We start from the raw sequence: 26,569 nt of genomic DNA, 5'->3' as shown, positions 1-26,569 counted from the left end.
TGGAGGCTCACATGTATAAACAACTTATTGCTTACACCCAGAAATACAGACTGAGTTATCGGATGATTGTTACTAATATATGCATTGCGGTATTGCCCATTCTCCTGTTAGGATCAGTGGGCTATTTTTCGTATATTCACATTATGAAGGAAAATGCGCTGGATAATATGAATCAGTTTGTCGCGCAGACCAACAACCGGCTGGAGGAATATTTCAACCGGGTGGACCAGCTGTCCAAGGCGATCTTCTATAACCGGAACGTTCAGCAGATGATGATTGTGAATAAGTCATGGCAGGAGTCGGATGCACTGCTGCGCAATTTAAACTCGTACATGTCACTTGATCCAACCATTAAAGCGATAGGCATGATCAACAGCGAGGATTTCCGCCTCGTCTCGACCGGCCAGCTGCTGACACAGGAGATGGACTACATTCGCTCGCAGCGGGTGGTGAGCAGCAAAATGCAAATCTCCCCTCCACTGGACGGTCAGAAAAAGGAAAAGGGGCTGCTTGCTTTTCGGGCCGTCAAATCCATCCAGCAAAACAACTATTTGCAGAACCTTTATATCGGCGTCTTGCTGCTCGACACAAAGTGGATTCAACAAATTTTGTATACGGGCAATTTGGACAACAAGGCTAATTTGTATCTTGTCAATGAGAAGGGCGATCTGGTCGGCTCCTCGAGCCGCCAGCTGGGTTTTCAGCATATTCAGCGGTTGATGCAGGAGCAGTCCGACCGGCAAGCCGTGAATGTCCGCATCGATGAAGTCAATTATATCTATCAAGCGTTTCCACTTAAAACTATGGATTGGAAATTTATTGCACTAATTAATGAAGACAAGCTGTTGGACAAAGCGGCGGTCATCCAATTGTCCGTAGTTGCTGGTGTCATTGTCATGATATTGATTGTCGTGCTGGTGGCGGCGTCTTTTAATCTGCGCCTGACCCACCCGATCACGAAGATGGCGGATGCTTTCGATCGTGCGGCTAGCGGCAATCTGGATGCGAAATTGAAGTTCGGCTATAGAAATGAGATTACCGTCATTCAGGATCACTACAACAATATGCTCGATCAGATCAAAAAGCTGACGGACAATTTGCTTGAATCGCAGCAGCAGCTGCACCAGACCGAGATGGATAAGCAGCTCTTCCAATTGAATGGGCTGCAGAGCCAAATTAATGCTCATTTTTTGTATAATGTGCTGCATTCCATCCGCGGAATGTCACTGACGAATGCGAAAAGGGAAGTCGCGATGGCGATTGACAATTTGGTCTACTATTTTCGCTATATTACGAAGACGGATGAGTATGTGCTGCTGTACAAGGAGCTAGAGCATCTTGAAAGATACATTGCGATTCAAAAAATCCGTTTTGGCGACCGGCTGCAATTCCAAGTTGTAAACGACCCGGCGCTGCAAGGTCAATTAATCGTCAAGCTGCTGCTGCAGCCGCTCGTTGAAAATTGCCTCGTTCACGGTTTTGAGGGGAAAAGCGGGCGTTGGATCATTAAGATCAAGGTTGCCGTTCAGGACGACCGCTTGCTGATCAAGGTGCTGGACAATGGGTCGGGCATGAGCAATGAAAAAATCGCGAGCCTGGAAGCGGAGCTTGAGGGTGCGGATGCCTCTTCCGCAAGTGAAGAATCATGGGGGCAGGGGATCGGCTTAGTCAATATTCATAAACGGATTCAAATTTATCATGGCGAGTCTTACGGATTGTCGATTAAGAGCTGGGCAGGCAGAGGGACATTAGTTACAGTAACGGTTCCGCTTAGGATCAAGGAGGATGACAGCAATGTATAAGTTGCTTCTTGTGGACGATGAGCCTTGGATTCTGAAGGATATGGAGCAAATTATCGACTGGGAGGAAGCGGGCTTTCATATTGCGGCCAAGGTTGGCGACGTACAGCTTGCAGAAAGCATATTGCGAAGGCAGCAGATCGATGTCGTGATTAGTGATATTCGCATGCCAGGCAAAACCGGTCTTGATTTACTGACGTTTGTCAATCGGGTTTCACCGCACACCTTGGTCGTGTTCATGAGTGCGTACAGCGAATTTACTTATGCCAAACAAGCGATTGAGCAGGGCTGCTTCAATTATTTGCTGAAGCCGGTCAACATGGAGGAACTGCTGCAGACGTTGGAAAAATGCAAAGAACGCTTGTCTCAGCAGAAGGAAGAGCAGAGCCTGCGTCAAGCTTATGACCGCTCCATGCTGCTGCTGGAGTGGATTGAGCGGGATGTGGCGCTGCGGCAGGTCATTGATCAGTTGAAGCTCGCAGATGGATCGCGGCAGCAGGAGCAGCAATATGCGTTTGCTGTTGTCAAAAGTCAAGCGCCGCTGGCAGAAGAAGAGCTGCTAGCCACGGATCGGATACTGGCGCGATTTGGCATCACTTTTTTTCGCGGCAGAGTGAGCCCGTATAAGTGGGCCTATATATTGTGGCTGCCGGACTTGTCTGTCGTCCGCACCGGCAAGATGTTCCGCGAATTGCGACAGCTGGCGGCGCAGTGCAGCTGGGATGTAGGGATCAGCTCGCACGGATTACCTGCCGACCGGGCAGGAAAGCTGTATCATCAAGCGAATATGATGGCGGATACGTCCGCCTTGAACAATATAACCGGTGTATACCGGCATAAAAAAGATGTGAATGCAGCAGTGCCTGCATTGCGGGAGCAGATTGGCAAAGCGGCCAGAATCGAGCATTTGGAGGCTGCTTTATTCGACGTGCATAAAGGCATTGCCAAAGGCCGCATTCATTTGAACGGGCTTGTTGAGCTGTACAACCTCTTTATGCTCTCGCTAGCTCAGCTGGCTGCGCCTGGCGGGCATGCCGACCGTCCGGATTCGCTTACAGTGCAGGAGCTTGTGCTGCATTATGGCAACCCCCATGATTTGCTGGAAGAAATGGCGCAACGGATCGAGGAGCAGAAGAAGAAGCCGGGGGAAATTAATGCGCTGCCAATCGTGGAGGAAATTACCCGGGATTTGGACCGGATGTTCGCGCACCGGGTGTCACTGAAGGAGATGGCGCAGAAGTATTACATCAGCCCGAACTATTTGAGTCATTTGTTCAAACAGGAAAAGGGCAAAAGCTTTATCAATTACTTGATTCAAAAAAGGCTTGAAGCCGCTATTGAACTGTTGGAAAAGGACATTTCGCTTTATGAGGTAGGCCGGCTGGTCGGATATGACGATTATGCGCATTTCAGCAAGCTGTTCAAAAAGCATATCGGAATGTCGCCGCTGGATTACAAACAGCAAAAGGGGACGACGAAGCCGCAGGCGAGTGAATATTAGAGATAAAGGATGAAGCAGACCGGCAAGTGCTGCTTCATCCTTTTTTAACCTTCTATGCAAACATCGTAATAAACGACAACCGAGCTTCCAACCTAAGCACATGTATCCTCGCTCGCAGCTATGGGAAAATGACAATGAGCAGAGAGAAGAGGTGCGGGAGATGGAACAGTTGGACATCACAATTGAAGAGCCGGTCTGGCCTGCATACAGCAAAATAAGCGTAGCGGATTTTGGAGCGCGGGCGGAGAAGGGCTACTGCAATGGGGCAGCCTTTCAGCAGGCCATTGATTATTGCAAGCAGAAGGGAATCGCCGAGCTGACAGTCCCTGCCGGCGTATACCATTTTTATGAGGGCCGGCATCCGCTGTTTGAGGGCATGCAAGATTTTCGCTTCGATGGCGGCGGGTCGGAACTTATTTTTTCCACAGTGGCAGCCTATGTGAAGATTCGGCATTGTAAGCGGGCAGTGTTTCAAAATTTTACGGTGGACTGGGATTGGTCATGCGAGCAGCTTGCCAGCATCGGGCTAGTGCGGGAGGTCGCCGCCGACGGATCGTATTTTGATCTCCAATTTCCTGAGTATGAGCAGGTGCCGGAGAAACTGGCTATTCGTACGCTGAATGCTATGCATCCGCGAACTCTGACGCCGGGCTGCGAGCTTGGGCGCGAGTTTGGCGGAGAACGGTTTGGAGAGATTGCGCGCAAAGACCGCAATACGTTGCGAATTACAGTGCCGAAGGAGGAAGTGCCGGACTTTCACTTTTTGCGGCGTGGCCAAACCTACATCGTGCGCCATTACATCTATGATGCGAATGCCTTTGAGCTGCATGGCAACCAGCATTTGCGGATGCGAAATGTAACGGTATATTCGGCGCCCGGTCATGCGTTCGTTACAACAGGCGATCAGCATCACTGGACATTGGAGCATTGCAGAATCGTCAGGCGTCCAGGAACGACGCGCTGCATCTCGGCAACGGCGGACGGCTGCCATATCAGCAATTCGCAAGGCTATTTCATCATCGAGCATTGCGACTTCAGCTACAATGGCGATGACTGCTTGAATATCCATGATAATTCGGTTCAGGGCTTTGTTCGTATCAATGAGCGAACGATTCAACTGGGCCGCGTGCAAGACTGGCGCAATCCGTTTGGCCAGGGCGATCTCGTCGAGTTTCGTTTGGCGGATTTATCGCCTGCGGGATTTAGCGGGATAATCAGCTCCGTAGAATGGGAGGAGCAGCAGCAGCGCTGCACGATTGCTTTTGAAGAGCCGCTGCCGGAAGGGCTGCCGGACAATACGATTTTATTCAATCGGCGGTATAACTCCGGTCATTATATTGTGCGCTGCAACTTTTTCCACCAAAACCGAGCGCGGGGCATTCTGCTGCATTCGAGCTATGGGGTAGTGGAGCATAATCATTTTCTGATGAATCAGGGATCGGCGATCCAGATTGAATGCGGAGCAGAAGCGCGCTGGGCGGAAGGGTTCGGCGTAGAGGATCTCACGATCCGCCACAATTTGATCGAGAGCTGCGATGTGAATCATTGGAATATGGCGGTCATCTATATGGGCGTCTATTTGAAGCAGGGCAGGACGCAGTATCCGATCTTTCAAAATATCGCCATCGAGCATAATACGATCGTCAATTGCCCGCAGCAGGCCATCTACGTTTCATCCTGCAGCCAGGTTGCGATCCGCGGCAATGCCATCCTGAATCCCAATTCCGGGCCGGTCAAGACAGAGCGGGACGGTGACGAAAATTGCGTCCGTAACCGGGAGTTTTATCAGGGAAGTCTGATGGTCAGCCATGGACAGGACATTCAGATATCAGGCAACCAGCTGCTGGCAACCGTTCCGGCGGCGAGCAAGCAGATTTATGTCGATGGGGCGACGAGCACGAATATTGAAACGATGAACAACGTTGGATTTGAGTGATACAAGCAGGGGGTGAGGAAGAGATGGAAGCGAGTGTTGTGACGAAGGTGAGAACCGATGCGCGGCGGGAACTGCTAAAGCGGATCTACGGCTATAAAATGCTCTATCTTATGCTGCTGCCGGCAATCGTCTTCTTAATTATTTTCAACTATATTCCGATGTACGGCGCGACGATTGCCTTCAAAGAGTTTTGGATTACAAAAGGCATTCTGGGCAGCCCCTGGGTCGGCTTTGACCACTTTACAAAGCTGTTTCAGACAGATAAGTTTTGGCAAGTATTCCGCAATACGATTGAAATTAACTTTTTAAGGCTGGTGTTTGGCTTTCCGGCCCCGATTATATTGGCTATTTTATTGAATGAGGTGCGGCAGAAGTTTTTTAAACGCTCGATCCAGACCATCATTTATTTACCGCATTTTATCTCCTGGGTGACGATCGCAGGTATTATGTTCTCGTTATTGTCCAGCGAAGGCCTGGTCAATCAGATTATTGTGGCGTTCGGCGGCGATCCGGTCAACTTTCTGACCAGCAACAGCATGTTCCGCCCGCTGCTCGTATTATCAGGGATCTGGAAAGAGGTCGGCTGGGGAACTATTATCTACTTGGCGGCCTTGTCGGGGATTAACCCCGATTTGTATGAAGCGGCTACTGTCGATGGCGCCAACAGATTCAAGCAGGTGCTCTATATTACGCTGCCTGGCATGCTGCCGATCATCTCTATTTTGCTGATCTTAAACTTCGGCAGCATGATGAACGGCGGATTCGATCAGGTGTTCAACCTGTACAATACGATGGTATACGAAAGTGGCGATGTAATTGATACTTACGTGTACCGGATCGGGCTGACGCAAGGAAAGTACAGTGTAGCAACGGCAATCGGCTTGTTCCTTAATGTTATTAATTTCGCTTTGCTGATTGTTGTGAACTATGCTTCCAAAAAGATGAGCGGACAAGGGATCTACTAAAGAGGTCGTTCAAAAGTCGTCTTTTTGAAAATATAACTACAGAGGCGGTGAACCGGCCTTATGAAATCATACAGCCTGTCCGGCAAAATATTTGATGGCTTGAATGCATTGTTCTTAATCTTTATGGCATTAATTACGTTATATCCGTTTTGGCATGTACTCGTTGGCTCTGTGCTGCCTTATGAGGAATCGATCCAGTCGGGCTTCCATCTGTTCCCGAAAAAGATGAGCTTCGAAGCCTTCGAGTATGTTTTTTCGAAAAGTACAATTATGCAGTCGCTGTTCGTTTCTGTATTCGTCACTGTGGCCGGCACGGTCTACCAGCTGTTTATTACAGCTATTACGGCTTACCCGCTGATTAAACAGGACTTGCCGGGCAGATCGGCGATCTTTCTATTCATTATTTTCACGATGTTTTTCGGCGGCGGATTGATTCCCTATTATTTGTTGATTAAAAATCTGGGCATGGTCAACAGTCTTTCCGTTATGATTATTCCGGCAGCAATCAGTACGTATAACATGATTGTGCTGAAAACCTTTTTTCAGAACATCCCGGTTGAACTTGAAGAGTCGGCCAAAATAGACGGCGCGGGCTATATGAAAATCTTTTTCCGCATTATATTGCCGCTTTCCATTCCGGCGCTGGCGACCATTGGTTTGTTCATTGCCGTCGGGCAGTGGAACAACTGGTATACGCCGATGCTGTTTCTGAATGACAAGGAGCTGTGGCCGCTGGCGATGGTGCTGAGAGATATTCTAATTAACAACAATATGGAATTGACGCGTGCCGGCAGCTTTATCAGTGAGGAATTTATGCTGGCCGATACGATTAAGAACGCAGTTGTAGTCGTCTCCGTCGTTCCGATCATTCTTGTGTACCCGTTTATTCAGAAGCACTTTGTCAAAGGGGTGATGATCGGCTCGATAAAAAGCTGATTTTGGCTGCAATGCAAAGGCTTCATCTTATTACTAATCAGGGGAGTTGGATCGATATGTTCAGAAAAAGAAGCAAGCTGGCCTTGGCACTTACGGCTGCAGTGGGGATTAGCGGTGTACTGGCCGGCTGTGGTAGCAATGGCGACAATAAGGTCTCCAATCCGCCGGAAACGGGCGCTGAAGGCGGCACGAACAAACCGGCGGCTCAGTCGGAGAAACCGGTGGAGCTATCGGTATTCAGCTGGATGTTTGAAGAGGTGGATGCACCCGATTCGGAGGTTTATAAAAAGCTGCAGGAAAAATTGAACATTCGCCTCAAGCCGCTTTCGGCTTCCTGGAATGACTGGGAAGAGAAGCTGAACGTCATGATCGCTTCCGGCGAAATGCCTGATGTCTTCATCTCCTACGGGATCGATCGTCCGGTGCAGTACCGGCAATGGATTCGGGAAGGGATGATCTTGCCGATCTCGGATTACACCGATCAATACCCGAACATCGGAAAATCGTTGGCTAATTTTGAGATGCTCGCCAAGGCGACGGACGGCAAGCATTATGCGCTTCCGATTTATAATGAGGCGGGCAGCGGCAAAGATGCAGTGAGCGGCCATAACATTCTTATCCGCAAGGATTGGCTGGATAAGCTGGGCTTGCAGGTGCCGACGACAATCGACGAGTTTTATGCGGTAGCGAAAGCTTTTGCAGAGAATGATCCGGACGGCAACGGAAAGAGAGACACGTATGGCTATACCTCCAGCTCCGGCGGTGTATGGTGGCAATATCCTCTCTTCAATGCGTTTGATGCAAGCACAGAGCGCTGGGAGAAAAAGGACGGCAAATGGCTGCCTGAAGTGATCTCGGATGAAACGGGAGAGGCGATCGGCTTCCTGAATCAAATGTACAATGAGAAAATTATGGATCCGGAGTTTATGCTGAATACGGATGAGAAGAAGATTGAAAAGTTCGTAACCGGCAAAGTCGGCATGATCATTCATAATGCGAACGCAGGGTTTTACAACGATATTTATAAAAAGTTTGAAAAGGCTTATCCAGGTACAGATCCCAAATCGATATTTACTTGGGTAGGCACATTGAAGGGCAAGACAGGGCAGCAGCGGATGGACGGTTTTAACAACTTTTGGGCGGAAACCTCGATCAATGCCGGCATTTCGGAAGAAAAGCAGAAGAAAGCGCTGGAGCTGCTGGACTACCTGCTTTCCGATGAAGGCCAAGATTTGATGATTAATGGCATTGAAGGCGTTCATTACAAAAAAGAAGGCGACAAAAACGTGCCGTTGGTTTCCGATGAGGAGCGGGAGAAGGAAAAGGCCTTCAAGCTAAAAGCGCTGGTATCGTGGAATACCGATTATTTGCCAGACAGCATGCCGAATCGGGATGATATTATCGCTCTGACCAAATCGACCGGCGACTATGCCGTTCCTAACCCGCTTGCATATTTGAATATTAGTGAAGATGTGCTCGATCCGAGCATTTCGAATCAGCTGAACGATTTTGTCAATGAAGAAGTCGTCAAACTGATTGTTGGTCCAAGCAAAGATGTTGTCGCAGGCTTTGCCAAGTTTAAAGAAGCATGGCTGTCCAAGGGCGGCACGCAAGTCATTGAAGAAACGAACAAGCAGGCTGCTGCCGAAGGTCGTTAAGTGAAGAGGGCTGTTCCTTCGGGAACGGCCTTTTTTAAACATTATAGTGTGGCCTACTCTAACGGATGTCATGGCCGCTATTTCCGAAAAATCGACCGATTTGAAATTGTAACGGAACTGTGAGCTGCTATTTGATGATATTGAGCCCGATTTGGCAAGAAAACGTCGAATTAAGATCGCTCAGATCCGTTAGATTTCAAAAATAGGGATTATCAGCAAAATAAGGTCTGTGGCTTCCGTCGAACTCGCTTTGCAGCTTCCCCCTTCAGCGAAATTTGCGAAAATGCTGCACGTTTTACAACATTCTGCCCATTTAAGCCAGCTGAGAGATGGGAATTATGCATATTGTGCAACAAATCGGACTATGGTCAGCTTTTGAGCATGGAGTTGTTGTATGAAGTGCAACATTTGCATGGGGAATACGTTTCCTTCCATTTGTTGCTGGACCAAAGACGCATGACGGCGTCTTTCCACTATTAATTATGAGTAAAGGAGAATTAACGATGCTTTTTCAAGAGGGACAAAACCTAGTATTCATTGGCGACAGTATAACAGATTGCGGCAGAACGGAGGATACCGAAGGCATTGGCAACGGCTATGTGCGGATTGTCAGGGATTATTTGGCGCTTGCGCTGCCGGAGACCACGCTGCAGATATACAACCGGGGCGTAAGCGGCGAGACGATATTGGATCTGAAAACGCGCTGGCAGGAGGATGCAATCGGATTACAGCCGGACTGGCTAACGGTATCGATCGGTATTAATGACGAGTGGAAACAGGTGTCCCTGGAACAATACAGGGAGACTTACCGGGAACTGCTGACCGAGACGAAGCGTTCAACGAAAGCTTCGCTTATCTTGATGGAGACGACGATCATCTCCGAGGATCCGCATGATGGGAAAAACGAGCGGCTGCTCCCTTATAACCGGATCATAGCGGAAGTGGCAGCGGAGTTTGGGGCTGTACTTGTGCGTCAGAATCAGCTCTTTACACAATATTTGATGTCTCAGAAGGGGAAAGTACTCACCTATGATCAAGTGCATATGAATTCAACCGGTCAATTATTAATGGCGTTAAATTGGCTAAAGGCATGTGGCTATGTTGTAAAGTCGTCGTGAGGTGACAAAAGATTTTCGCATGAGGAAGTTTTTGCAGATTTAAGGTCGAGGCTTTCTGAGAAGGTCGACACTAAGAGGGACTTCACTAAGCTTATATAATATATAAATAAAAGGTTGAGCCCAGGCGAAGATGCGCTGAGGCTCAACCTTTTTGTTGATTATGGGGCTGTGCTTCACTTACTTCGTGGTCTCCAACTGCCGAAGCAAGTTGAAGATCAGCTGCGCGGCTTCCGCCCGCATAGCATGCTGCTGCGGAGCAAACAACTGCTGTCCTCTTCCTTGCATCAGCGACGCTTCAGTCGCGGCGGCCACAGCAGATGATGCCCAGGCTGGAATTGCATCAGCATCCTTATACTGGCTAAGAGCAGAATGATCGCCAGCATCCATCTTCAGGGCGCGCACGATCATCACCGCCATTTCAGCCCGTGTAATCGGTTCTTCCGGTGCGAACTGCGCGGACGTACGTCCTGTTACGATGCCGGCTTGGACAGCGGCAGCTACTGCATCGGCGTACCATGCCCCTTTGTTAATATCCTTAAAAGTCACATCACCCCCAGCAGGCAAACGCAGTACATTGGCCAGCATCGTGACAAATTCGGCGCGTGACGTTTGACCTGCAGGGCGGAAGGTAGAGTCTGTAGCCCCCTGGATAATATGCTTGGCGGCCAAAATTTGCAAGGTGCGTGCGGCCCAATGTCCAGACGGTACATCCGTAAAAGATTTTTTATACTCAAGCACGGAATAAATTCCTGTCTGCTTGATCGCCAGCCGGACTTGCTTCGCCTCCTGATCGATATTCCCGCCTGCGTATTCCCATTGCTTAGTCGCGGCGTTGTAGATATAGATCCCAATTAGCTCGGAGTCAACTTTGGCATCGTCAAACGGAAAGGAAATGGTTACGCCTTCTGGAAGCTGTTCGGCAGTAAATTTGCCTTTGCCGGCTGTATGCAAAGAGACGCTGAATTGGCCGGCATCTCCGGCAGCTGTCAGTTGGGCTTTGCTGCTATCCATTACAGCATCTGCCGCAGAAGCGATCGTTATTTCCACCACAGCATCAGCCTGAGCATTTATTCCGGCCTGCTTTTTCAATGCGTCTAATGCTTCCTGGCTAATGGTAATGGAACGGTTGCCTTGCTGAACATGCAGCGGATAAGGACCGATTTTCGACAGATCGGCAAGAGAGACGGTTACTGCTGCCTGATTCTCTTCCATTTCTACATAAGCTGCTCCATCTTTAAGCTTGACAGTTGAAGTTTGAGGGCTAACAACTGTGCCGATGCCGCCTGGCCAGCCGGAGCCTGAACCGCTGCTGTCCGATGGGACGGTTATAGCGAGCTCGTTCGACAAGCTGCTTTCCCCGTAGGAATCGTAAGCGGCGGACGCGATATAGTAGGTTGCACCGCTTGTCAGTCCGGTCAGCGCAAGCTTGCTCGTATTTCCGGCTTGAATGGTTTGCGTATACGTGCCGCTGGCGGTGCCGTATTTGATAATATAGCCGGCTGCTCCGGTCACAGCAGGCCAATGCAAGTCGATTTTCCGGTCCGCAGCTGTGCCGCTAATTACAGGCACGGCAAAAGGCTGCCTGTGCAAAATGAAATATCCGAACTGCTCCGGCGCTTTGCCGGCGCCAATTCCGCTGTTGTACTCGATCCAGCCGTTTCTGGCGTCCCCGTGCTCCGGATTAACAAAGCTGCCGTCGCTATAATTGGCTAGCACAGATATGCCAAGCGCCGAGCCGTCCTTGACAGCGACATCTGCAGGCAGCAGCTCATGCCAAGGAATGGCGATTTCATAGGTCGTCTTTTTGGTGGCCTCATCCCGGTCAATGACGATCTTACCGGCAGTAAACAAGCCGGGAGCGCGGCCGGAAATGGCATTGTAGCGGTAAGCGAGCGCCTTGCCGTCATCGGTCAGCCCGAAGGCGAATTCGGAATAGCCTTTTTTGCCCGGCGCATTTCCTCTGTCCGGATCAATGGCGATCTGAATGCTGGAGCCTTTCCATAGATCGGCGGCATCAGATATCGCCAGACTGTGTTGATCCTCCGCGACCTCTAACGCAAGATACAGGTTTTCCTCATCCCACTTTGTATAGCCTGAGGCAGTCAGCATTTTCTTCGACCAGCGCTCCTTGAAGCCTGGCTCAATGCTCTTCACCTGATCAGTCTGATTCATGTGAAAGTCAGGAGCGCCCCATTCGTTGAGCTTGCCGTCGATTGCCGGCTTTTCAGGGGCGAACAGGCTGCGCAATGCCGTGGTTTGCTTATTGATCTTGACTTCCTTGGAAGACGTAACAGCGCCGGACGTATCGTGAACCCGGTACTGCAAATGATGCTCGCCATTGCTCAGACCAGTAACTGTGTAGCTGTAAGGCGGTGTGGTCAGCTCCTGCACCAGTTGCTCATCGACGTAGAGCTGGACTTTGGCAATGTCCGGTATTCCGGTAATGTACGGCGTAACGGTCAAAGCGGACAAGGTGAGCTCATAGCCGTCGCGCAAAGAAAAGAAGTCTACCGTCTTTGGCTTCTCCGTTGCCGGAACCTCTGCGCCGGTCATAACTTGTGCCGACTCGGAGGCGGCGCCTGTATTTCCATCAATGCTTTCAGCTTCAACTTTGTAGTAGTAAGTCGTATTTGGCTGCAGGTCTTCCCGGTCAACAAAGGAAGCCGAGACAGCTTCGCCGACCATGTTGGCATAAGCCGGAGTGAAGTCCGCAGTTGTGCTGCGGTAAATGTTGTAATGGGCGATTTCGTTATTTGGATCCTGGGCGGCCGTCCAGGATAGCTGCACCTCGCCAGCCGAGATAGCGGCAACGTTCTGTACTTTTGCAGGCAAGGCCGGGTTTTGCGGCAAAAGGCGAACCTGCGTGCCTTGGTCGTAGCCGGTTCCGGCTTGCCAATCCGTCAGGGAGCTGTAGGCCGCGCCTTTGAACGTTCCGCGAAATGCCGCTTGCTCGCTGTATACGATATTTTGATCGATGCGATCGATATGCGTATCGTTGCCGACGCTGAATACCGATGTATTTTGCCGACCAGGCGTCATTACAATATGATTGCTGTGAATAGCATTGCCTGTCCATGTACCGTATGGATTGGCAGCACTATTGACTGCCGCCGTATTGTTGACATCGACGATAATGGTATTATGAGCGACCTCTACATCATGAAGACCGGTAGACAGATCAGGGCGTCCAGTGAAGTTGCCGAGGGCGATTTGGCCGCGGCCATTCGTTTGCTCCCCCTTATTGCCCTGCACCTTATTGTTCAGGATTTTGGCCCCGCGGTTGCTCATCGTGGTAATGCCGTTGCCTTTATTATGGTGCGAATAGTTGTACTGAACCGTAATGTTATCGCAATACCAGTCGATATTAAGCCCCGCCCCGTCGAAGCCGGAGTTGGCATCCTTCATGTTGTAGATCTCATTAAACTTGATGACAGAGTCGCGCGAAGCGATAAACCATAAACCGCCGGGTCCCCATGTGTCATCCCCAAGACCGCCATCGTGTACGACGTTGCGGTCGATCGAAGAATTGTGAGCGTTCTGGATGACAATGCCCTGGCTGGCCATATTGTAGACATGGTTGCCGGCAACGCGTACATTGCCGTAGAGCAGCTGCGAGCGCAGCTCTTCATTTTTGGCGATGTCCCAGCCCGTCGTCGTAATGCCGTACCAGCCGGCATCATGCACTGTATTGCCCGAAATGACCAGATCACGTACGACCTCGCGGTAGTCCGTGCCCGGTACTAGAGCGGAGATCACAATTCCGTTCGTATTGCTGTCATAAGTGGAGCTGTACACTTCATTGCCGTCGATCCGCACATTTTGATGCAGCTTCGAATTGTCGTAGCGGATGAGAATACCGGCCGTAATATTGCTCCAGGACTGTTTCGATGACGGAATGATTTCTACCGCCAAATTTTGAATGATCCAGTGGCTGAGATTATCCCCGGAAACGACGCCTCCACCAGGAGCATTCCAGGCGATAACTGGTTTGCTGCCTGTGCCGTAGGAAGCAACTTTGATCGGCAGTTCTTCTGTGCCGGAGCCTTTCAGATTAAGCGGCTCATTCCAGCGGTCGCCTGCTTTTAGCAAAATGCTGTCACCGGCCCCGAAGGTAGAAGCGTTGACTTTGTTCAACGTTTTCCATGCTGTCGTTTCGCTAAGCCCGTCATTCGTATCGCTGCCCGAGCTGGCGCTTACATAATAAGTCGTATTGCCGTCCGAGATGACGGGAGCGACTGCTTTGGTAACAATGACATTATCGAAGCTTGCAGTCGCTTTGTTTGTGTGCAGGGCAATTTTCCCGGCAGCCAGCGAACTGTCCTCTGCTGACAACAGCTTGACGCCATTTATATGGAGCTCCAAAGCTTGTCCTGCCGCTATCCCTTTCCACTTGTAAAAGCTTCCGGATTTCATACTGTAAGGCGCTTCAGCAAGAATAGTGGTCTCGCCGCCTGCAGTTTTACTGATTTGCACCGTGCCCGAGCTTGCGTCGGCTGCGATGTATTGCATGCTGTAGCGGCTGCCGTCGTCCTGCTGGCGCAAGCTGATGCCGATTGTAGCTGATTGCTCCGTAGCGATCGGCCGAATATCGGCTTGCAAAGCGTAGTTCGTCCAAGCGGACTCGCCGGCATATGTAATGCCGCCATTCGGATCGTTCTGCAGATAAACCTGATTTGCCAAAGCGTCCTGTACAGTTACGTTTTTGAACTCTGCTGCAGTAGCCCATGTTGCCAATCCAATTTCGCCATGTGCATAGTAGCTGTTGTCATCAATAACGGTTAGGACCAATTCTCCATTGCGATAGATGTTGAACTGATTGCCTATAGCCTCGACTTTAATCGTAACAAAATCGGCAGTGTCCAATGCAGGCCCGTCGTATGCTTTTAGCCACTTCTGGTTGCTGCCGTTTTGCTTCATTAGACGAATATAGTTTTCGCCCATGTACAAGTAGTAGAAATGCTGATTGTCCTGATAGCGAAAATCCATCATGGCGCCAGCGCCGCTTAGCAGCTTGATGTCGGCCTCAAAGGTATAGTCCGTCCACGAGTCGTCGCCGGCTAGCAGCTCGGAAGCGCCGTTGCTGTTGCTTTGTTTGTAGGCGTTTGATCCGCCGCTTTGGACAAATGACCATGCTCCGCTATTGTTTGTCCATCCGGCAGCGCTTTCATTGACGAAATCATCCGAGAACAGCTCACTGCTTTCTCCCGCAGTAATGCGCCAGTCGCCGCTGGCGGGATTCCATGCCCCGCTCACCGCCCCTTCAAAATCGTCTTGAAACAATGTCTCTTCCGTATCCCCGGCCGCGGAAACCTGCAGTGTCAAAGGAACGCTCATCGTCAGTAGAATGAGCGCTATAGCCGGCAGAAATATACGGCGGTAGACCAATTTCCTCATTATGCTTGCCCCTCCGTTCATGTTGTTTATTGGTTCCAACACCACTCTACACTGTGAGCGCTAACATGAACATGTGTTAAGCAAGTGATCTGGCATGTAGTTTTATGGGGAGGCATCCCCTCTTAACGGTTTCCTTTGTTATACTGAAGGAAAGGAATTTAGTATGAAGCGTTAAGAGGTGGCTGCGATGAATATTGTATGGGTGGAGGACGAGGACAAGCTGCTGGCCGAATGCACCGTCTTCTTCCAGCAGGAGGGACATCAAGTATATGGCGCGCGCACGTATGAGGAGGCGGTGGCCCAAGTTGAAGCGGCACGCCCGGACTTGCTGATCGTCGACTGGCTGCTGCCGGGAGATGGCGACGGGCTTGAGCTGTGCAAACGGAATGAGCGTGAATGGAAGCTGCCGATCATTATGGTTACTGCCAAGGGCGATGAGTTTGATAAGGTGCTGGCGCTGGAGCTGGGCGCTGACGATTATGTGTGCAAGCCGTTCGGTCTGCGCGAGCTGTCCGCCCGAATCAAGGCGGTCATGCGGCGCACCAAGCGGGGCGGAAGCGGGCCGGCCGTTGCCGAAGAGGCGGAAAGGGCGCTGCTGCGGGGGGATTTGCTGATCGAGCCGGATAAGTATACCGTGTCACGGGCCGGAGAGAAGCTGGAACTGACACGCACCGAGTTCATGCTGCTGCACAAGCTTGCGGTGCATCCCGGTCGGGTATTTACCCGCATGCAGCTAATGGATGAGGCGCTTGGCGACGCCTATGTCGGCTTTGAACGGACGATGGATTCTCATATTCGCAATTTGCGGCGCAAGCTTGAGCCGAATCCGGTTGAGCCGCGCTATGTACTGACCGTATACGGGGTCGGCTACGCTTTTAATGACAAGCTATGATGAGGGATATATCGATGCGATTGGCAAAAAGGACTTCGGCCTGGCTTGCGCCTATCGTCTCCCTAGCCGCGGCATTGACCGTATTGGCGGCCGGCTGGAGCGATTATGCTAGGTCGATGCACGAGGAAGGGGAGCGGCTATCGCTCTACTGGCTGCGGTATGCAACATCTTATTACGAAATTAAAGGGGAATGGGCAGACCTGTCTGAGCCGTTGCGCGCGGATGTGGCGCGTTATCCGGGGCGGACGGCCTTTCACCTGACGGTGACAGATACGAAAGGCGTTCAAGTCGCGGATGTGCAATCCGGGACAGTTAGCGGCACAAAGCGGGTGAACGGCGGCAAAGCAAAGCCGGTCATGGTACAGGGTGAGATCGTCGGTTATACAGCGGTTGAGACCAAAGCGCGCGGCGTCCCGGAGGCGCGCGTATGGTGGAGAGCTGCGATAATCGCCGCCGTAACGTATGGCGTGCTGCTTATATGGCACGCTCTCAGCAGGCGCAAATGGCAGCGGCAAATGAACGGGCTGGCGGAGCGGGTGCGGGAGTTGGCGGATACAGGCAGCTATGAGCAGCCGCCTGCAGAATGGCCGCCCCGCCTGCCGGATGACCCGGAGACGGGCGTCGACTCGCCGCTCGCGGCGGCATATGCCGCGCTGGAGCGCATTCGCCAGCGTGTGCAGAAGCTGGAGACCGTCCGGCGCAGCATGGTCGCAGATATTGCCCATGAGCTGCGGACGCCGCTGGCGGTCATGCGCACCCAACTGGACAATTCGCTGCAGGCGGGAGGCGAGCTGACTGCAGTCAAAACGGCCGCGCTCTACGAGGAAACGCTCCGCATGTCGAAGCTTGTTCACGATCTGCAGGAGCTGGCGCTGGCGGAGACCGGACATTTGCCGCTGGACAAGCGCTGGTTCTCCTTGACTGAGCTGGCCGCATCGGTTGCCGACATGCTGGCTGTCGAAGCGGAAGACCGCGGATTAACATTGTTTTGGCGCGCAAATGATGATGTGAGGCTATACGCCGATCAAGGCCGGATCAGGCAGACGCTTATCAATCTGATAGGCAATGCGCTCCGCCATGCCCGCAGTCAGGTTGTGATCGAGACCGGTCTCAGGGAGGACGGCCAGGCGGGCGTCGTCATTACCGATGACGGCTGGGGCATTGAGGAGGAGGAGCTGCCGCATCTGTTTGAGCGCTTTTATCGCGGGCAGTCCAAGGGAGCGGGACTGGGTCTCGGCCTGGCGATTGCAGAACAATACGCCCGGGCGCATGGCGGCCTGATTGAAGTGGAGAGCAGTTGGGGACAGGGCGCTTCTTTTACGCTTATTTTGCCGGTCATGCTGGAGTAATGATACCAAGTGTTACTTGACATTACCGATCTTATCTCCATAAGTTCTGCACATTTGATCCATAATCGCTGCACAAAGATTTGTTACAGTATAGGCGATTGAAAATTGGATTGAGGTGATCACCGAAATGATACGTGCCAGTAATTTAACGAAGACATATGGCAAAGGTGAGGCGGCAACAAGGGCGCTGAAGCGGGCCGGCTTTGTCATAAACAGGGGAGAGACGGTGGCGATTACCGGGCCTTCGGGCTGCGGGAAGACGACGCTGCTGCATGTGCTTGCAGGGATTGAGCGGCTGGATCAGGGGGAGATTTGGCTTGGCGATACTGCGCTTCACTTACTGGACGAGGCGGAATTGTCGCGTCTGCGTCTGGAGAAGATGGGCTTTATTTTTCAGTCCTATCATCTTATTCCGGTGCTGACCGCTTGGGAGAATGCCGCTCTGCCGCTGGTAGCTCAGGGCGTCGGGCATAAGGAGGCGAAAGCGCGCGCTTTCGAGGCGCTGGCTCAAGTAGGTTTAAAAGATCGCGCCGGCCATTATCCGTCGGAGCTGTCCGGCGGCCAAAACCAGCGGGTAGCGATCGCCAGGGCGATCATCGGGCAACCTGTTGTGCTGTGGGCGGATGAGCCGACAGGAGCGCTGGATAGCGAGACCTCTGATCAAGTGATCGGCTTGCTGGAGATGCTGAACCGCCACTACGGAACGACGATTGTCATCGTCACGCACGACCGGAATGTGGCGGCGCGGGCGCAGCGGATCATTCGCATGGAGAATGGCCGTATCGTTCATGACGGAGGGATGCAGTCATGATCGGCTCGCGGCTAGTATGGAAGATGGCCTGGCAGAACATGAAGCGCCATTGGAAGCAGACGCTGCTGACCGCATTGGCCGGAGCGATCGGGACGATGCTGCTCTCCGTCTCCTTTATCAACTATGAATCGGTCAAGGAAAGCGGGCAACGATGGGTAGACAAGCGCTTCGGCCCTGTCGACTGGGAGTTGGCGCCGCTGCAGCAGAAATCTTCGGCCGTGTTTACCGCTGAAGAGGCGGAGAAGATTATTGCGCCATATGCCGCAAACAGCGATCCGGTACGTATTTTACCGATTATTAAAGGTGAAACAGTTGCCATAGCTCAGACGGGCGATCAGGACGAGCGAAGACGTCAAAGCAAAAGTGGATTGTTGATGCTGGGCTTTGCGGACAGCCAGGGGGCGAATTTCGATGCCAAGCTGCAGGCATTGCAGCTCGGCAGCCTGCGTGATGATGAGGTGATCATCGATGATGAGACCGCGCGAACGCTCGGGCTTACGGAAGGCGACGCCATCAAGCTAACCGATTATGCCGGCAACCCGGTACTGTTCCAGATTCGAATGGCGGCGACGCATGAGCAAGCCGGTCTTATCGGGTTTCGCGGCGCCAATGGCGCTGCAAGCGGTACAGTTATCGTCAGTGAGCAGGCTGCCCGCAAATTAAGCGGCCTGAAGGAAGGGTACCATACCCTGCTTGCAGGAAGCACCGACCCGAGCGTCCCGGTTAACATCTTTCCCTTTTTCATCGGCGGAAAGGACGCCTCGAAATTCGATGTCCGCATGTTGAAATCCGAAGCGACCAGCAGGACGAAAAAGCTGAACTTTGGGCTTATCATTGCGATGATCAGCAGTGTCGCTGTAGTCTCCAGCGCGCTTATGGTACGCCAGGTGCTTATTATGATTGCCGAATCCCGGAAAAATTTGTTTGGCGTTTTACGGGCAATCGGTCTTTCGCAGAGACAGGTACGCGGCATATTTGCCGCGGAAGCGCTGCTGCTTTCGCTGTTCAGCGCTACGATCGGCACCGTGCTGGGAACAGCCGGCGGCTATGGTTTAATCAAGCTATTCTATGGCCAATATGCCGAGCAATTGTCGCAGATGAGCGGGGCGAACATTCCGATAGAGCCTCATATTGCGCTTGGCGGCTTTGTGCTGCTGTTTGTTTCGGCGCTAATTTATTTTGGCTTGGTGACGCTAGGCGCGGTACGTCAGGCCGGCCGTGTCTCGATCGTGGAGATGCTGCGAGGCGCAGTCCCCGCTCGTGCTGTCCGGAAGCGGAAGAGAATCAGCCTCGTGATCTGGTGCAGTCTGGCTGTCGTTGCAGCGCATTTGTATACGGCCCTTCTGACCAACTCCGTACCCAGCGGCGATAAGATTGGGACGATTTTGCTGCTGTGGATCGGCGGCTGTATCGGGGCGGTTATCCTGGCCCTGTGGCTGATAGAGCGCTGCTCCTCATGGATTGGCAATGTCCTGAAATGGACCGGGTTTCCCCTTGTCTCCGTCGGACTGGCGATCAAGTATTTGAGCGTCAACAGAGGCAGGACGGTAACCGTCGCATTATTATTTGCCTTTGTTATGATGACATTGACCTTTACTGCAAATATAACCGCGGTGATGCTCAGTGCCAACGATGTTGAGCGTAATAATATGACGATGCTGGGGTACGGGGGATATATCATCTATGACCATGCAGCCCAGAAGGATGCTATTCTTCGTTTGGCAAACGAGGATGAATGGATAACAGCGAATGTGAGCTCGATTGCGGCTGTTGAGCCTTATATGCTCCTGACAGATGAAGGGGGATTCTCGCAAGCGTTCGTGCCGGTGACGAAGGAACTGCTGCAAGGCGGAGAGCTGAGGCTTATTGAGCGGGACCCGCAGTTCAAGAGCGACGATGAGGCTTGGGCGAAGGTGATGAGCGATCCCGGCTATATCGTTCTTCCCATATCCAAGCGGTGGGACCAGGATGACAATTCTCGTGCTGCTGTTCGCGTCGGGGACAAAATTGTGCTTCCGGTTTACGCAGACAAGCTGAGGGCTACGAATGAGCAGTGGCAGCCTTTGACCGAACGCGCCTTTACCGTCGCTGGCTTTGCAGATTCAAACTCAGCGAAGGATGAGAATTTAGAAGTATATGATGCGACATATGTCCATCAATCTGTACATCAGGACTTGCGTCCTTACGGATTCAAGTGGCCTAATCAACACGGAATGGGCTTTGTGCTGCTGCAATTTGATTACCGGAATGTAGAGGTGATGCAGCAGCTGAAGGATCGCTTAATTATGAACGGTATTTTGACATTCAAGGCGCCCTATGCGGAGCAATTGGGGGAGCAGATGGTCAACCGCCAATTATCGCGCGGTTTTATCGGCTTTACCGCGTTATCTGCCCTGATCGGCCTGTTCGGTCTGGCGATCGTGCAGTTCCGCGCTGTACATGAGCGGGGAAAAGCAATTGCGATGATGCGCTGTATCGGCTTGTCCGCCAAGCAGATGAGCCGGATGTTCGTGCTGGAAGGTTCGATGATGGCGATTGCCGGCCTGTTGATCGGGTGGGGGATCGGATCGAGCGGGGCGGCTGTATTTTTCAGGATGGCGAAGCAGAGCGTAAAGCCTCATGAGCAGCCGCTCTCAATCGATTATCCATTTGAGCTGCTTGTGCCTCTGCTGATCGGGCTGGTTATTACAGCTGTGCTCATCAATATTGGGCCGGCCCGCGCGGCGCTCCGGCTATCTCCTGCCGATGCGCTGCGCGAGACGGAAAGCTGAGCAATCTTGGCCTGGCAATACGGGGCGATGTTGACCCGGCAGCCAAGCCCGATCGTCAACTATTTGACGGGCGATGCAGGGGTACGGGGTACTCCTGCTGCTTGTCAAGAAAACAAGCAGCAGGGCCAAACATTCGTGTGCAGAATGTCTGGCCCTGCTTTTGATAACTTATAACTTAGCGGATTTTGTACTCATACTCTTTCCCGTTTATGGTAATGAATGCGACCAGCGGTTGCTTGCTTTTCTCCACTTCCTTCGGCACTTCGGCCAAAAATACCAGCGTGCCTGTTTTTAACGGCTCGATGCTAGTGATATTGGTATAGGTAAAATCTTCTCCGCCTGATTTCTCGATCGTTGAGAACGTGCGATATTCATATTTGTCGTCGTATTTGATGGTTACATCCGCGAAATCATCTGCCGATTTTCCTGATTCCAGCAGACTTTTGATTTTCAGTGTAAGCGCCAAATAGGTCATATCGGCTTCTTTGGACTCATAATAAGTATAAAACGTTCCCGGATTGGACGGGATAATCTTCTTGGCAAACTTTGTACTGGCAACAGTTAATTCGGCGAAGTTTTCGAGCGTTAATGGCTTTTTGGCCTCCAGAATCAGCGGAGCATCTCCTTTGGGCTCCTCCGGTTTCTGCTTGGTTTCAGGCGCTTCTGCGTCAGATTTTCCGGCTTCGTCCTGCTTTTGTCCGGAGGCTTTGTTGTCTTTTTTCAACTGCTCATTTTCCGCTTTAAGCGTAGCGATCTCTTTCTTTAATTGTTCGATCTCGTCTGCAGAGGCGCCGCTACCGGATGAGCAGCCTGATAGAACAGATGCAAACAATGCTAGAGATAGGAAGGATTTCGTGGGAAATGATTTCATTTGACACCTCAAATAGTATAATTTTCCTACTATTATAAGACAAAACTCCCTGAAATGCGACAAATTGTTTCAAAATTCAGGGAAAATTATGCAGGTATATCCTGTTGCGATCTTTGAATCTTTTATAGAAGTATTTGGGAACACCAGCAACCAGTGCGGTATAGTCAAGGCGCCAGCAACAAGACCCGAAACAGTATCAATACTGCTTCGGGTGCAATATTTTTGGGGGGACGGGGGGAGCAGTCCGAATATGTGTTGAAAAAACGGCTTTCAAAACTAAAATCTGTGCTTGTCTTCCTTTCCTCCAAAAACTAATTGGATTTTATGTAGGTAAATACCCAGAAAAGATGATTTTTTTCAATCTAACTGGAAATCATCCAGCTAGTTCGGGCCAAATCGAGCCTTCTAATCTATATCTCCCATTCTAACTGTAGATTTTCCATCTAGTCCGACTAATTAGCGAGCAAAACAAAAAACGAACTGTAGAAAATCCATTTAGTCGGCCGACCCGTTATTTACGCTTTTTACCCGATTTTCGCGGCGCTTGCGGGCAAACAACGGAACCAGTGAAGTTATGCTCGTCCGAACTCTTTTGTGCAACATTTCCGGCTGGCTGTGGGGTGGGGTGGCTACCAGCGCAGCGGCGGCTCATCCTTCCACAGAATCCAGCGGGCAATTTCCTTGATCGGTGCGGTGCCGATCGTAAACGCATCCTTTTCTCCGCTTTGCAAATCAATCAAATGCAGCATGCCGCCATAGGTTCCTACGGCAAGCAGCGCTTCATCGGCCGACACAGCTAGGCCGGAAATCGTGCTGCCGACAAAATGCCGCCACAGCTCCTCGCCCTCGCTGCTGATCAACCGCAAGTAACCGTAAGCGTCGCCGAGAATTTGCCCCTGCGATGTCGGGGCCGCGGCATAGACCCGCATCTCGTCATTCACGCTCGGCCATTCCTTGTCCGCGGCGGCGTCCGCCGGATCATCAGTCAGCTCGCTGATCGTAACTTTAATCGTTTCTCCATTGTAGAAATGGCAAGCATTGAACCAAACCTCCTTGCTGTCAGGCGAGAAGGAGCAATAGTGAGGGTAGCTGGATAAGGGCTCAATTCGATAAGCCTCCCGTTTCTCCACGTCCAGCAGCAGATGCTCGCTGCACTGGCCGCCGTAGGCGATCCAGCGGTTATCGGGCGACACCGCCCCGTGCACCATGGCGTCACCGATATAGCGGTCTTCCTCATCCTCGTCCTCGTGAGCCGCCCCATAAATGGCTGGGTCAGGATGGAGGAGTGTAACCTGCTCCTGCTCTACGAGAAAGGTTCCCGCACTTGATACGAGCAATAGGGACTGGCCGCCGGAAAAAGGAACGATTTTTGTAAGGTGGCTTGCTGGCTTATCCTGATCGGCGAGCGACTCGTATTCCGGCAATATTTCCTTCATTCGCCGCTGCAGTGCGGTCCACTCATAACGGGCGGCTACAGTTCCTTGCAGCTTGCGGTCCGGCTGCGCGATCACACGAATCTCCTTATCGTCGGCCAGTGCGATATAGTTTCCGTCAGGGGAGACGCCTGCGCTGTATATGTTGGTGAATACTTCTATACTGTTCGCATCGGCGATATAAATTTGCGGCTTGGCAGAATTGCTGATTTGAACGAGAATGCCGCCATTATCCATAACAGCAATCGGCTCCACAGCTTGCATCTTATCACTGAATGAATTAGTAAAAGGCCAGGTTGCGGGCGGGAATTGCTCGCGCAGCTCTGCGATGCTTCCAGTCTGGTTGGCTGCTTTAATTTGCTTCAGCACTTGGCCGGCCAGCCGGTGACGCTTGTCCTCTTCGGGCTCCTGCTGCTTTTGCTGCCAATTGCTCGCCATGCCAATTCGCACAAACTCATTTATATCCGCGGCATATTTGCGGCCTTCCTGGCGCCAGAGCGCAGACAGTTCTTCACGTTCCATCGTTATTATGTCCTCCTCTGTCGGGTAATGCTCTAATTGTACACGATTTGACGTTGTGAACAAAAAATTCAAAATTGTATCCATAGATTGTGATTAAAATCACATAACAGCACTGGGCGCGGTTCTATAATGAGGATTAGTTGAAAGGGGCTGTTAATGTGGAAGCATTGGATCTGGCCAGATGGCAATTCGGCATTACGACGGTGTATCACTTTTTGTTCGTGCCGTTGTCCATTGGACTGGCGTATTTGATCGCTTTTATGCAGACGCTGTACGTCGTCAGAAAAGACGACAAATACAAGCAAATGACAAAATTTTGGGGGAAAATCTTTTTACTGAACTTTGCCGTCGGCGTCGTGACAGGCATTATTCAGGAGTTCCAGTTCGGGATGAACTGGTCGGACTACTCGCGTTTTGTCGGGGCCGTATTTGGCGGGCCGCTGGCAGTTGAAGCGCTGGTGTCATTTTTTATGGAGTCGACGTTCCTCGGCATCTGGATTTTCGGCTGGGACCGGCTTTCCAAGAAAGTTCACTTGGCTTGCATCTGGCTGGTTGCCATTGCCGCGACTTTGTCGGCGCTGTGGATTTTGAGCGCCAACTCGTTCATGCAGGAGCCGGTCGGCTTTGAGATTGCCAATGGCCGCGCAGAGATGACGAATTTCTTCGCTTTGCTGGGCAACAAACAGCTATGGGTAGAGTTTCCGCACGTTATTTACGGAGCACTTGCTACCAGCGCTTTGTTTATTACCGGGATCAGTGCGTACAAAATGCTGCGCAAGCAGCAGCTGGATGTGTTTAAGCCATCGTTTACAATCGGTATTGTCGTGGCGCTTGTTGCCAGCCTGCTGACTGCATTCGCCGGACATAGCCAGGCGCAGCATCTGATGCAATCGCAGCCGATGAAAATGGCTGCTTCCGAAGCGTTGTGGGAAACGAGCGGCGAGAGCGCGCCGTGGACGCTGTTTGCCACGATCAATACAGAGAAGCAGGAAAATGGCTTCAAGATCGATATCCCTTATGCGCTCAGTATTCTTTCGTACAATAAGCTGACTGGCAGCGTGCCTGGCATTCAGGAGCTGCAAGCCGAGTATGAACAGAAATATGGCCCGGGCAACTATATCCCGCCGGTGAAGACAACGTTCTGGAGCTTCCGGATTATGGTCGCGGCGGGCATGGCGATGATTTTCCTTGGCATGTTCGGCACATGGGCGGTTATCCGCAACAAGCTGGAAAAATCGCGCAAATACTTGAGACTAATGCTTCCGGCTATTGCCCTTCCGTTTATCGGGAATTCCGCGGGATGGATTATGACTGAGGTCGGCCGCCAGCCATGGATCGTATTCGGGCTGCAAAAGACTGAGCAGGGCGTGTCGCCGCTCGTATCTTCCGGTATGGTTGCTACATCGTTAATCGGATTTACGCTCGTGTACGGTATTTTGGCTGCGGTGTTCGTTTATTTGGTCGTGCTGACTGTACGCAAAGGTGCAGATACCGGCGAGCAGAGCGGTCATGAACAACCGGCGGATGGTTCCCCTGTTGCGACTTTATAGAACGAATACGAAAGCGAAAGTGAGGCGGAAAAAAGCGGATGCTGGAGACGCTATGGTTTATTTTAATAACAGTGCTGTTCGTCGGATTTTTCTTTCTGGAGGGCTTTGACTTCGGAGTCGGGATGCTCACGCCGCTGATCGGCAAGACCGATACGGAACGCAGAGTGTTGATCAACACGATCGGCCCGGTCTGGGATGGCAATGAAGTGTGGCTCATTACGGCAGGCGGGGCGATGTTTGCCGCTTTCCCGAACTGGTATGCAACGTTGTTTAGCGGGTTTTATATGGCTTTATTTTTAATGCTGCTGGCATTGATCGGCCGCGGAGTCGCCTTCGAATTCCGCAGTAAGCTTGCGAATACGAAATGGCGTTCCACGTGGGATTGGGTTATTTTCTTCGGCAGCTTGCTGCCTGCGCTGCTGTGGGGCGTGGCGCTGGCCAATCTGATGAAGGGCGTGCCGATTGACGAAAATATGAACTATGTCGGTTCATTCTGGGATTTGATTTCGCTTTACTCGGTCACGGCAGGGGTCAGTATTGTTTTGCTCTTTGTATTGCATGGCGCCTTATTCCTGTCGCTCAAGACAGAAGGCGTACTGCGTGACCGTGCGCGCGCAGTAGCGCTAAAAATCGGCAAATGGACGAGTGCGGTGCTGCTGTTGTTCGTCGTGCTGAGCTATTTTGAGACTGATATGTTTACTGCCAACGGACTAAGCCCAGGCATGGTGCCGATTTTGGCGGGGATGGCGCTGCTGTCCGTTCACTTCTTCATTAAAGCTGGCCGCGACGGCTGGGCGTTTATTATGACAGGAGCGACGATTGTGCTGTCGACGGTTACGGTTTTCATGCTGCTGTTCCCGAATGTGATGATTTCTTCGCTCAATCCGGAATGGTCGCTGACGATTTACAATGCGGCTTCGAACACGTACACACTGGAAGTGATGACGATTGTTGCCTTGACCGTGCTGCCGTTCGTGCTCGCCTATCAGGCTTGGACGTACTGGGTGTTCCGCAAGCGGATTCGTGCGACAGACCATCTTGACTACTAGCTGCTAGAAGGTAG

Annotated in this window: 16 protein-coding genes; 13 read left to right on the top strand and 3 right to left on the bottom strand. The window is 51.6% G+C overall.

Annotated features, from left to right (window positions below; genetic code table 11):
- Positions 1-11: 11 nt before the first annotated feature.
- The 7 genes from ACFQ0N_RS09320 to ACFQ0N_RS09290 all read left to right on the top strand — a co-directional run bounded on the left by ACFQ0N_RS09320 (position 12) and on the right by ACFQ0N_RS09290 (position 9,913).
- On the top strand, positions 12-1,802 hold the full coding sequence (locus tag ACFQ0N_RS09320; RefSeq protein WP_379325153.1) for a cache domain-containing sensor histidine kinase: 1,791 nt from the start codon (positions 12-14) through the stop codon (positions 1,800-1,802).
- Entirely contained in the window at positions 1,795-3,300 is a 1,506-nt protein-coding gene (locus ACFQ0N_RS09315) for a response regulator transcription factor (protein WP_379325151.1), read from the top strand. The genes ACFQ0N_RS09320 and ACFQ0N_RS09315 overlap by 8 nt, the downstream gene beginning before the upstream one ends.
- A 160-nt stretch (positions 3,301-3,460) precedes the next feature.
- Complete coding sequence (locus tag ACFQ0N_RS09310) at positions 3,461-5,236, top strand: right-handed parallel beta-helix repeat-containing protein (RefSeq protein ID WP_379325149.1); 1,776 nt, start codon at positions 3,461-3,463, stop codon at positions 5,234-5,236.
- A 23-nt stretch (positions 5,237-5,259) separates the two neighbouring features.
- Positions 5,260-6,201, top strand: a complete 942-nt coding sequence (locus tag ACFQ0N_RS09305) for an ABC transporter permease (protein ID WP_379325147.1) — start codon at positions 5,260-5,262, stop codon at positions 6,199-6,201.
- Positions 6,202-6,261: 60 nt separating this feature from the next.
- The gene (locus ACFQ0N_RS09300; protein WP_379325145.1) at positions 6,262-7,137 is read left to right on the top strand and encodes a carbohydrate ABC transporter permease; all 876 of its coding nucleotides are present in this window, start codon (positions 6,262-6,264) and stop codon (positions 7,135-7,137) included.
- A 56-nt stretch (positions 7,138-7,193) separates the two neighbouring features.
- Positions 7,194-8,795, top strand: coding sequence for an extracellular solute-binding protein (locus ACFQ0N_RS09295; RefSeq protein WP_379325143.1), 1,602 nt, complete (start codon positions 7,194-7,196; stop codon positions 8,793-8,795).
- 503 nt (positions 8,796-9,298) lie between these two features.
- Positions 9,299-9,913: an SGNH/GDSL hydrolase family protein gene (locus ACFQ0N_RS09290; protein ID WP_379325141.1), complete on the top strand. Its 615-nt coding sequence runs from the start codon at positions 9,299-9,301 to the stop codon at positions 9,911-9,913.
- 177 nt (positions 9,914-10,090) lie between these two features.
- Here the strand turns inward: ACFQ0N_RS09290 and ACFQ0N_RS09285 are convergent, their stop codons facing one another.
- Entirely contained in the window at positions 10,091-15,307 is a 5,217-nt protein-coding gene (locus tag ACFQ0N_RS09285; RefSeq protein WP_379325139.1) for an S-layer homology domain-containing protein, read from the bottom strand.
- Between the two features lie 187 nt (positions 15,308-15,494).
- Here ACFQ0N_RS09285 and ACFQ0N_RS09280 point away from each other — a divergent pair, with 187 nt between their 5' ends.
- From ACFQ0N_RS09280 to ACFQ0N_RS09265, 4 genes are all read left to right on the top strand, one after another.
- Positions 15,495-16,199, top strand: a complete 705-nt coding sequence (locus ACFQ0N_RS09280; RefSeq protein ID WP_379325137.1) for a response regulator — start codon at positions 15,495-15,497, stop codon at positions 16,197-16,199.
- Positions 16,200-16,213: 14 nt separating this feature from the next.
- Entirely contained in the window at positions 16,214-17,548 is a 1,335-nt protein-coding gene (locus ACFQ0N_RS09275) for a sensor histidine kinase (protein WP_379325135.1), read from the top strand.
- A 127-nt stretch (positions 17,549-17,675) separates the two neighbouring features.
- On the top strand, positions 17,676-18,359 hold the full coding sequence (locus ACFQ0N_RS09270; protein ID WP_379325133.1) for an ABC transporter ATP-binding protein: 684 nt from the start codon (positions 17,676-17,678) through the stop codon (positions 18,357-18,359).
- Positions 18,356-21,130, top strand: coding sequence for an ABC transporter permease (locus ACFQ0N_RS09265; protein WP_379325131.1), 2,775 nt, complete (start codon positions 18,356-18,358; stop codon positions 21,128-21,130). The genes ACFQ0N_RS09270 and ACFQ0N_RS09265 overlap by 4 nt, the downstream gene beginning before the upstream one ends.
- Before the next feature lie 175 nt (positions 21,131-21,305).
- Here the strand turns inward: ACFQ0N_RS09265 and ACFQ0N_RS09260 are convergent, their stop codons facing one another.
- Together ACFQ0N_RS09260 and ACFQ0N_RS09255 are read right to left on the bottom strand one after the other, a co-directional pair.
- Positions 21,306-22,001 carry a bZIP transcription factor gene (locus ACFQ0N_RS09260; RefSeq protein ID WP_379325129.1) on the bottom strand — a complete coding sequence of 232 codons (696 nt, stop codon included), beginning with the start codon at positions 21,999-22,001 and terminating at the stop codon, positions 21,306-21,308.
- 629 nt (positions 22,002-22,630) lie between these two features.
- Positions 22,631-23,956, bottom strand: a complete 1,326-nt coding sequence (locus tag ACFQ0N_RS09255) for a WD40 repeat domain-containing protein (protein ID WP_379325127.1) — start codon at positions 23,954-23,956, stop codon at positions 22,631-22,633.
- Positions 23,957-24,114: 158 nt separating this feature from the next.
- On the opposite strand from ACFQ0N_RS09255, the gene ACFQ0N_RS09250 reads away from it, so the two are divergent.
- Together ACFQ0N_RS09250 and cydB are read left to right on the top strand one after the other, a co-directional pair.
- Positions 24,115-25,506 carry a cytochrome ubiquinol oxidase subunit I gene (locus ACFQ0N_RS09250; protein WP_379325125.1) on the top strand — a complete coding sequence of 464 codons (1,392 nt, stop codon included), beginning with the start codon at positions 24,115-24,117 and terminating at the stop codon, positions 25,504-25,506.
- Between the two features lie 38 nt (positions 25,507-25,544).
- The gene (cydB, locus tag ACFQ0N_RS09245) at positions 25,545-26,555 is read left to right on the top strand and encodes a cytochrome d ubiquinol oxidase subunit II (RefSeq protein WP_379325123.1); all 1,011 of its coding nucleotides are present in this window, start codon (positions 25,545-25,547) and stop codon (positions 26,553-26,555) included.
- Positions 26,556-26,569 lie beyond the last annotated feature (14 nt).

It is taken from the genome of Paenibacillus sp. GCM10027626 (assembly GCF_042676285.1).
Taxonomy (GTDB): domain Bacteria; phylum Bacillota; class Bacilli; order Paenibacillales; family Paenibacillaceae; genus Paenibacillus_Z.
Note: the sequence above shows the minus strand (reverse complement) of the source record. Positions and strands in the feature narration are given on the sequence as shown.

Bases quoted from the DNA above. Each gene is read 5' to 3' on its own strand.
- ACFQ0N_RS09320 (WP_379325153.1), top strand. From the start codon at position 12: ATGTATAAACAACTTATTGCTTACACCCAGAAATACAGACTGAGTTAT.
- ACFQ0N_RS09315 (WP_379325151.1), top strand. From the start codon at position 1,795: ATGTATAAGTTGCTTCTTGTGGACGATGAGCCTTGGATTCTGAAGGAT.
- ACFQ0N_RS09310 (WP_379325149.1), top strand. From the start codon at position 3,461: ATGGAACAGTTGGACATCACAATTGAAGAGCCGGTCTGGCCTGCATAC.
- ACFQ0N_RS09305 (WP_379325147.1), top strand. From the start codon at position 5,260: ATGGAAGCGAGTGTTGTGACGAAGGTGAGAACCGATGCGCGGCGGGAA.
- ACFQ0N_RS09300 (WP_379325145.1), top strand. From the start codon at position 6,262: ATGAAATCATACAGCCTGTCCGGCAAAATATTTGATGGCTTGAATGCA.
- ACFQ0N_RS09295 (WP_379325143.1), top strand. From the start codon at position 7,194: ATGTTCAGAAAAAGAAGCAAGCTGGCCTTGGCACTTACGGCTGCAGTG.
- ACFQ0N_RS09290 (WP_379325141.1), top strand. From the start codon at position 9,299: ATGCTTTTTCAAGAGGGACAAAACCTAGTATTCATTGGCGACAGTATA.
- ACFQ0N_RS09285 (WP_379325139.1), bottom strand. From the start codon at position 15,307: ATGAGGAAATTGGTCTACCGCCGTATATTTCTGCCGGCTATAGCGCTC.
- ACFQ0N_RS09280 (WP_379325137.1), top strand. From the start codon at position 15,495: ATGAATATTGTATGGGTGGAGGACGAGGACAAGCTGCTGGCCGAATGC.
- ACFQ0N_RS09275 (WP_379325135.1), top strand. From the start codon at position 16,214: ATGCGATTGGCAAAAAGGACTTCGGCCTGGCTTGCGCCTATCGTCTCC.
- ACFQ0N_RS09270 (WP_379325133.1), top strand. From the start codon at position 17,676: ATGATACGTGCCAGTAATTTAACGAAGACATATGGCAAAGGTGAGGCG.
- ACFQ0N_RS09265 (WP_379325131.1), top strand. From the start codon at position 18,356: ATGATCGGCTCGCGGCTAGTATGGAAGATGGCCTGGCAGAACATGAAG.
- ACFQ0N_RS09260 (WP_379325129.1), bottom strand. From the start codon at position 22,001: ATGAAATCATTTCCCACGAAATCCTTCCTATCTCTAGCATTGTTTGCA.
- ACFQ0N_RS09255 (WP_379325127.1), bottom strand. From the start codon at position 23,956: ATGGAACGTGAAGAACTGTCTGCGCTCTGGCGCCAGGAAGGCCGCAAA.
- cydB (WP_379325123.1), top strand. From the start codon at position 25,545: ATGCTGGAGACGCTATGGTTTATTTTAATAACAGTGCTGTTCGTCGGA.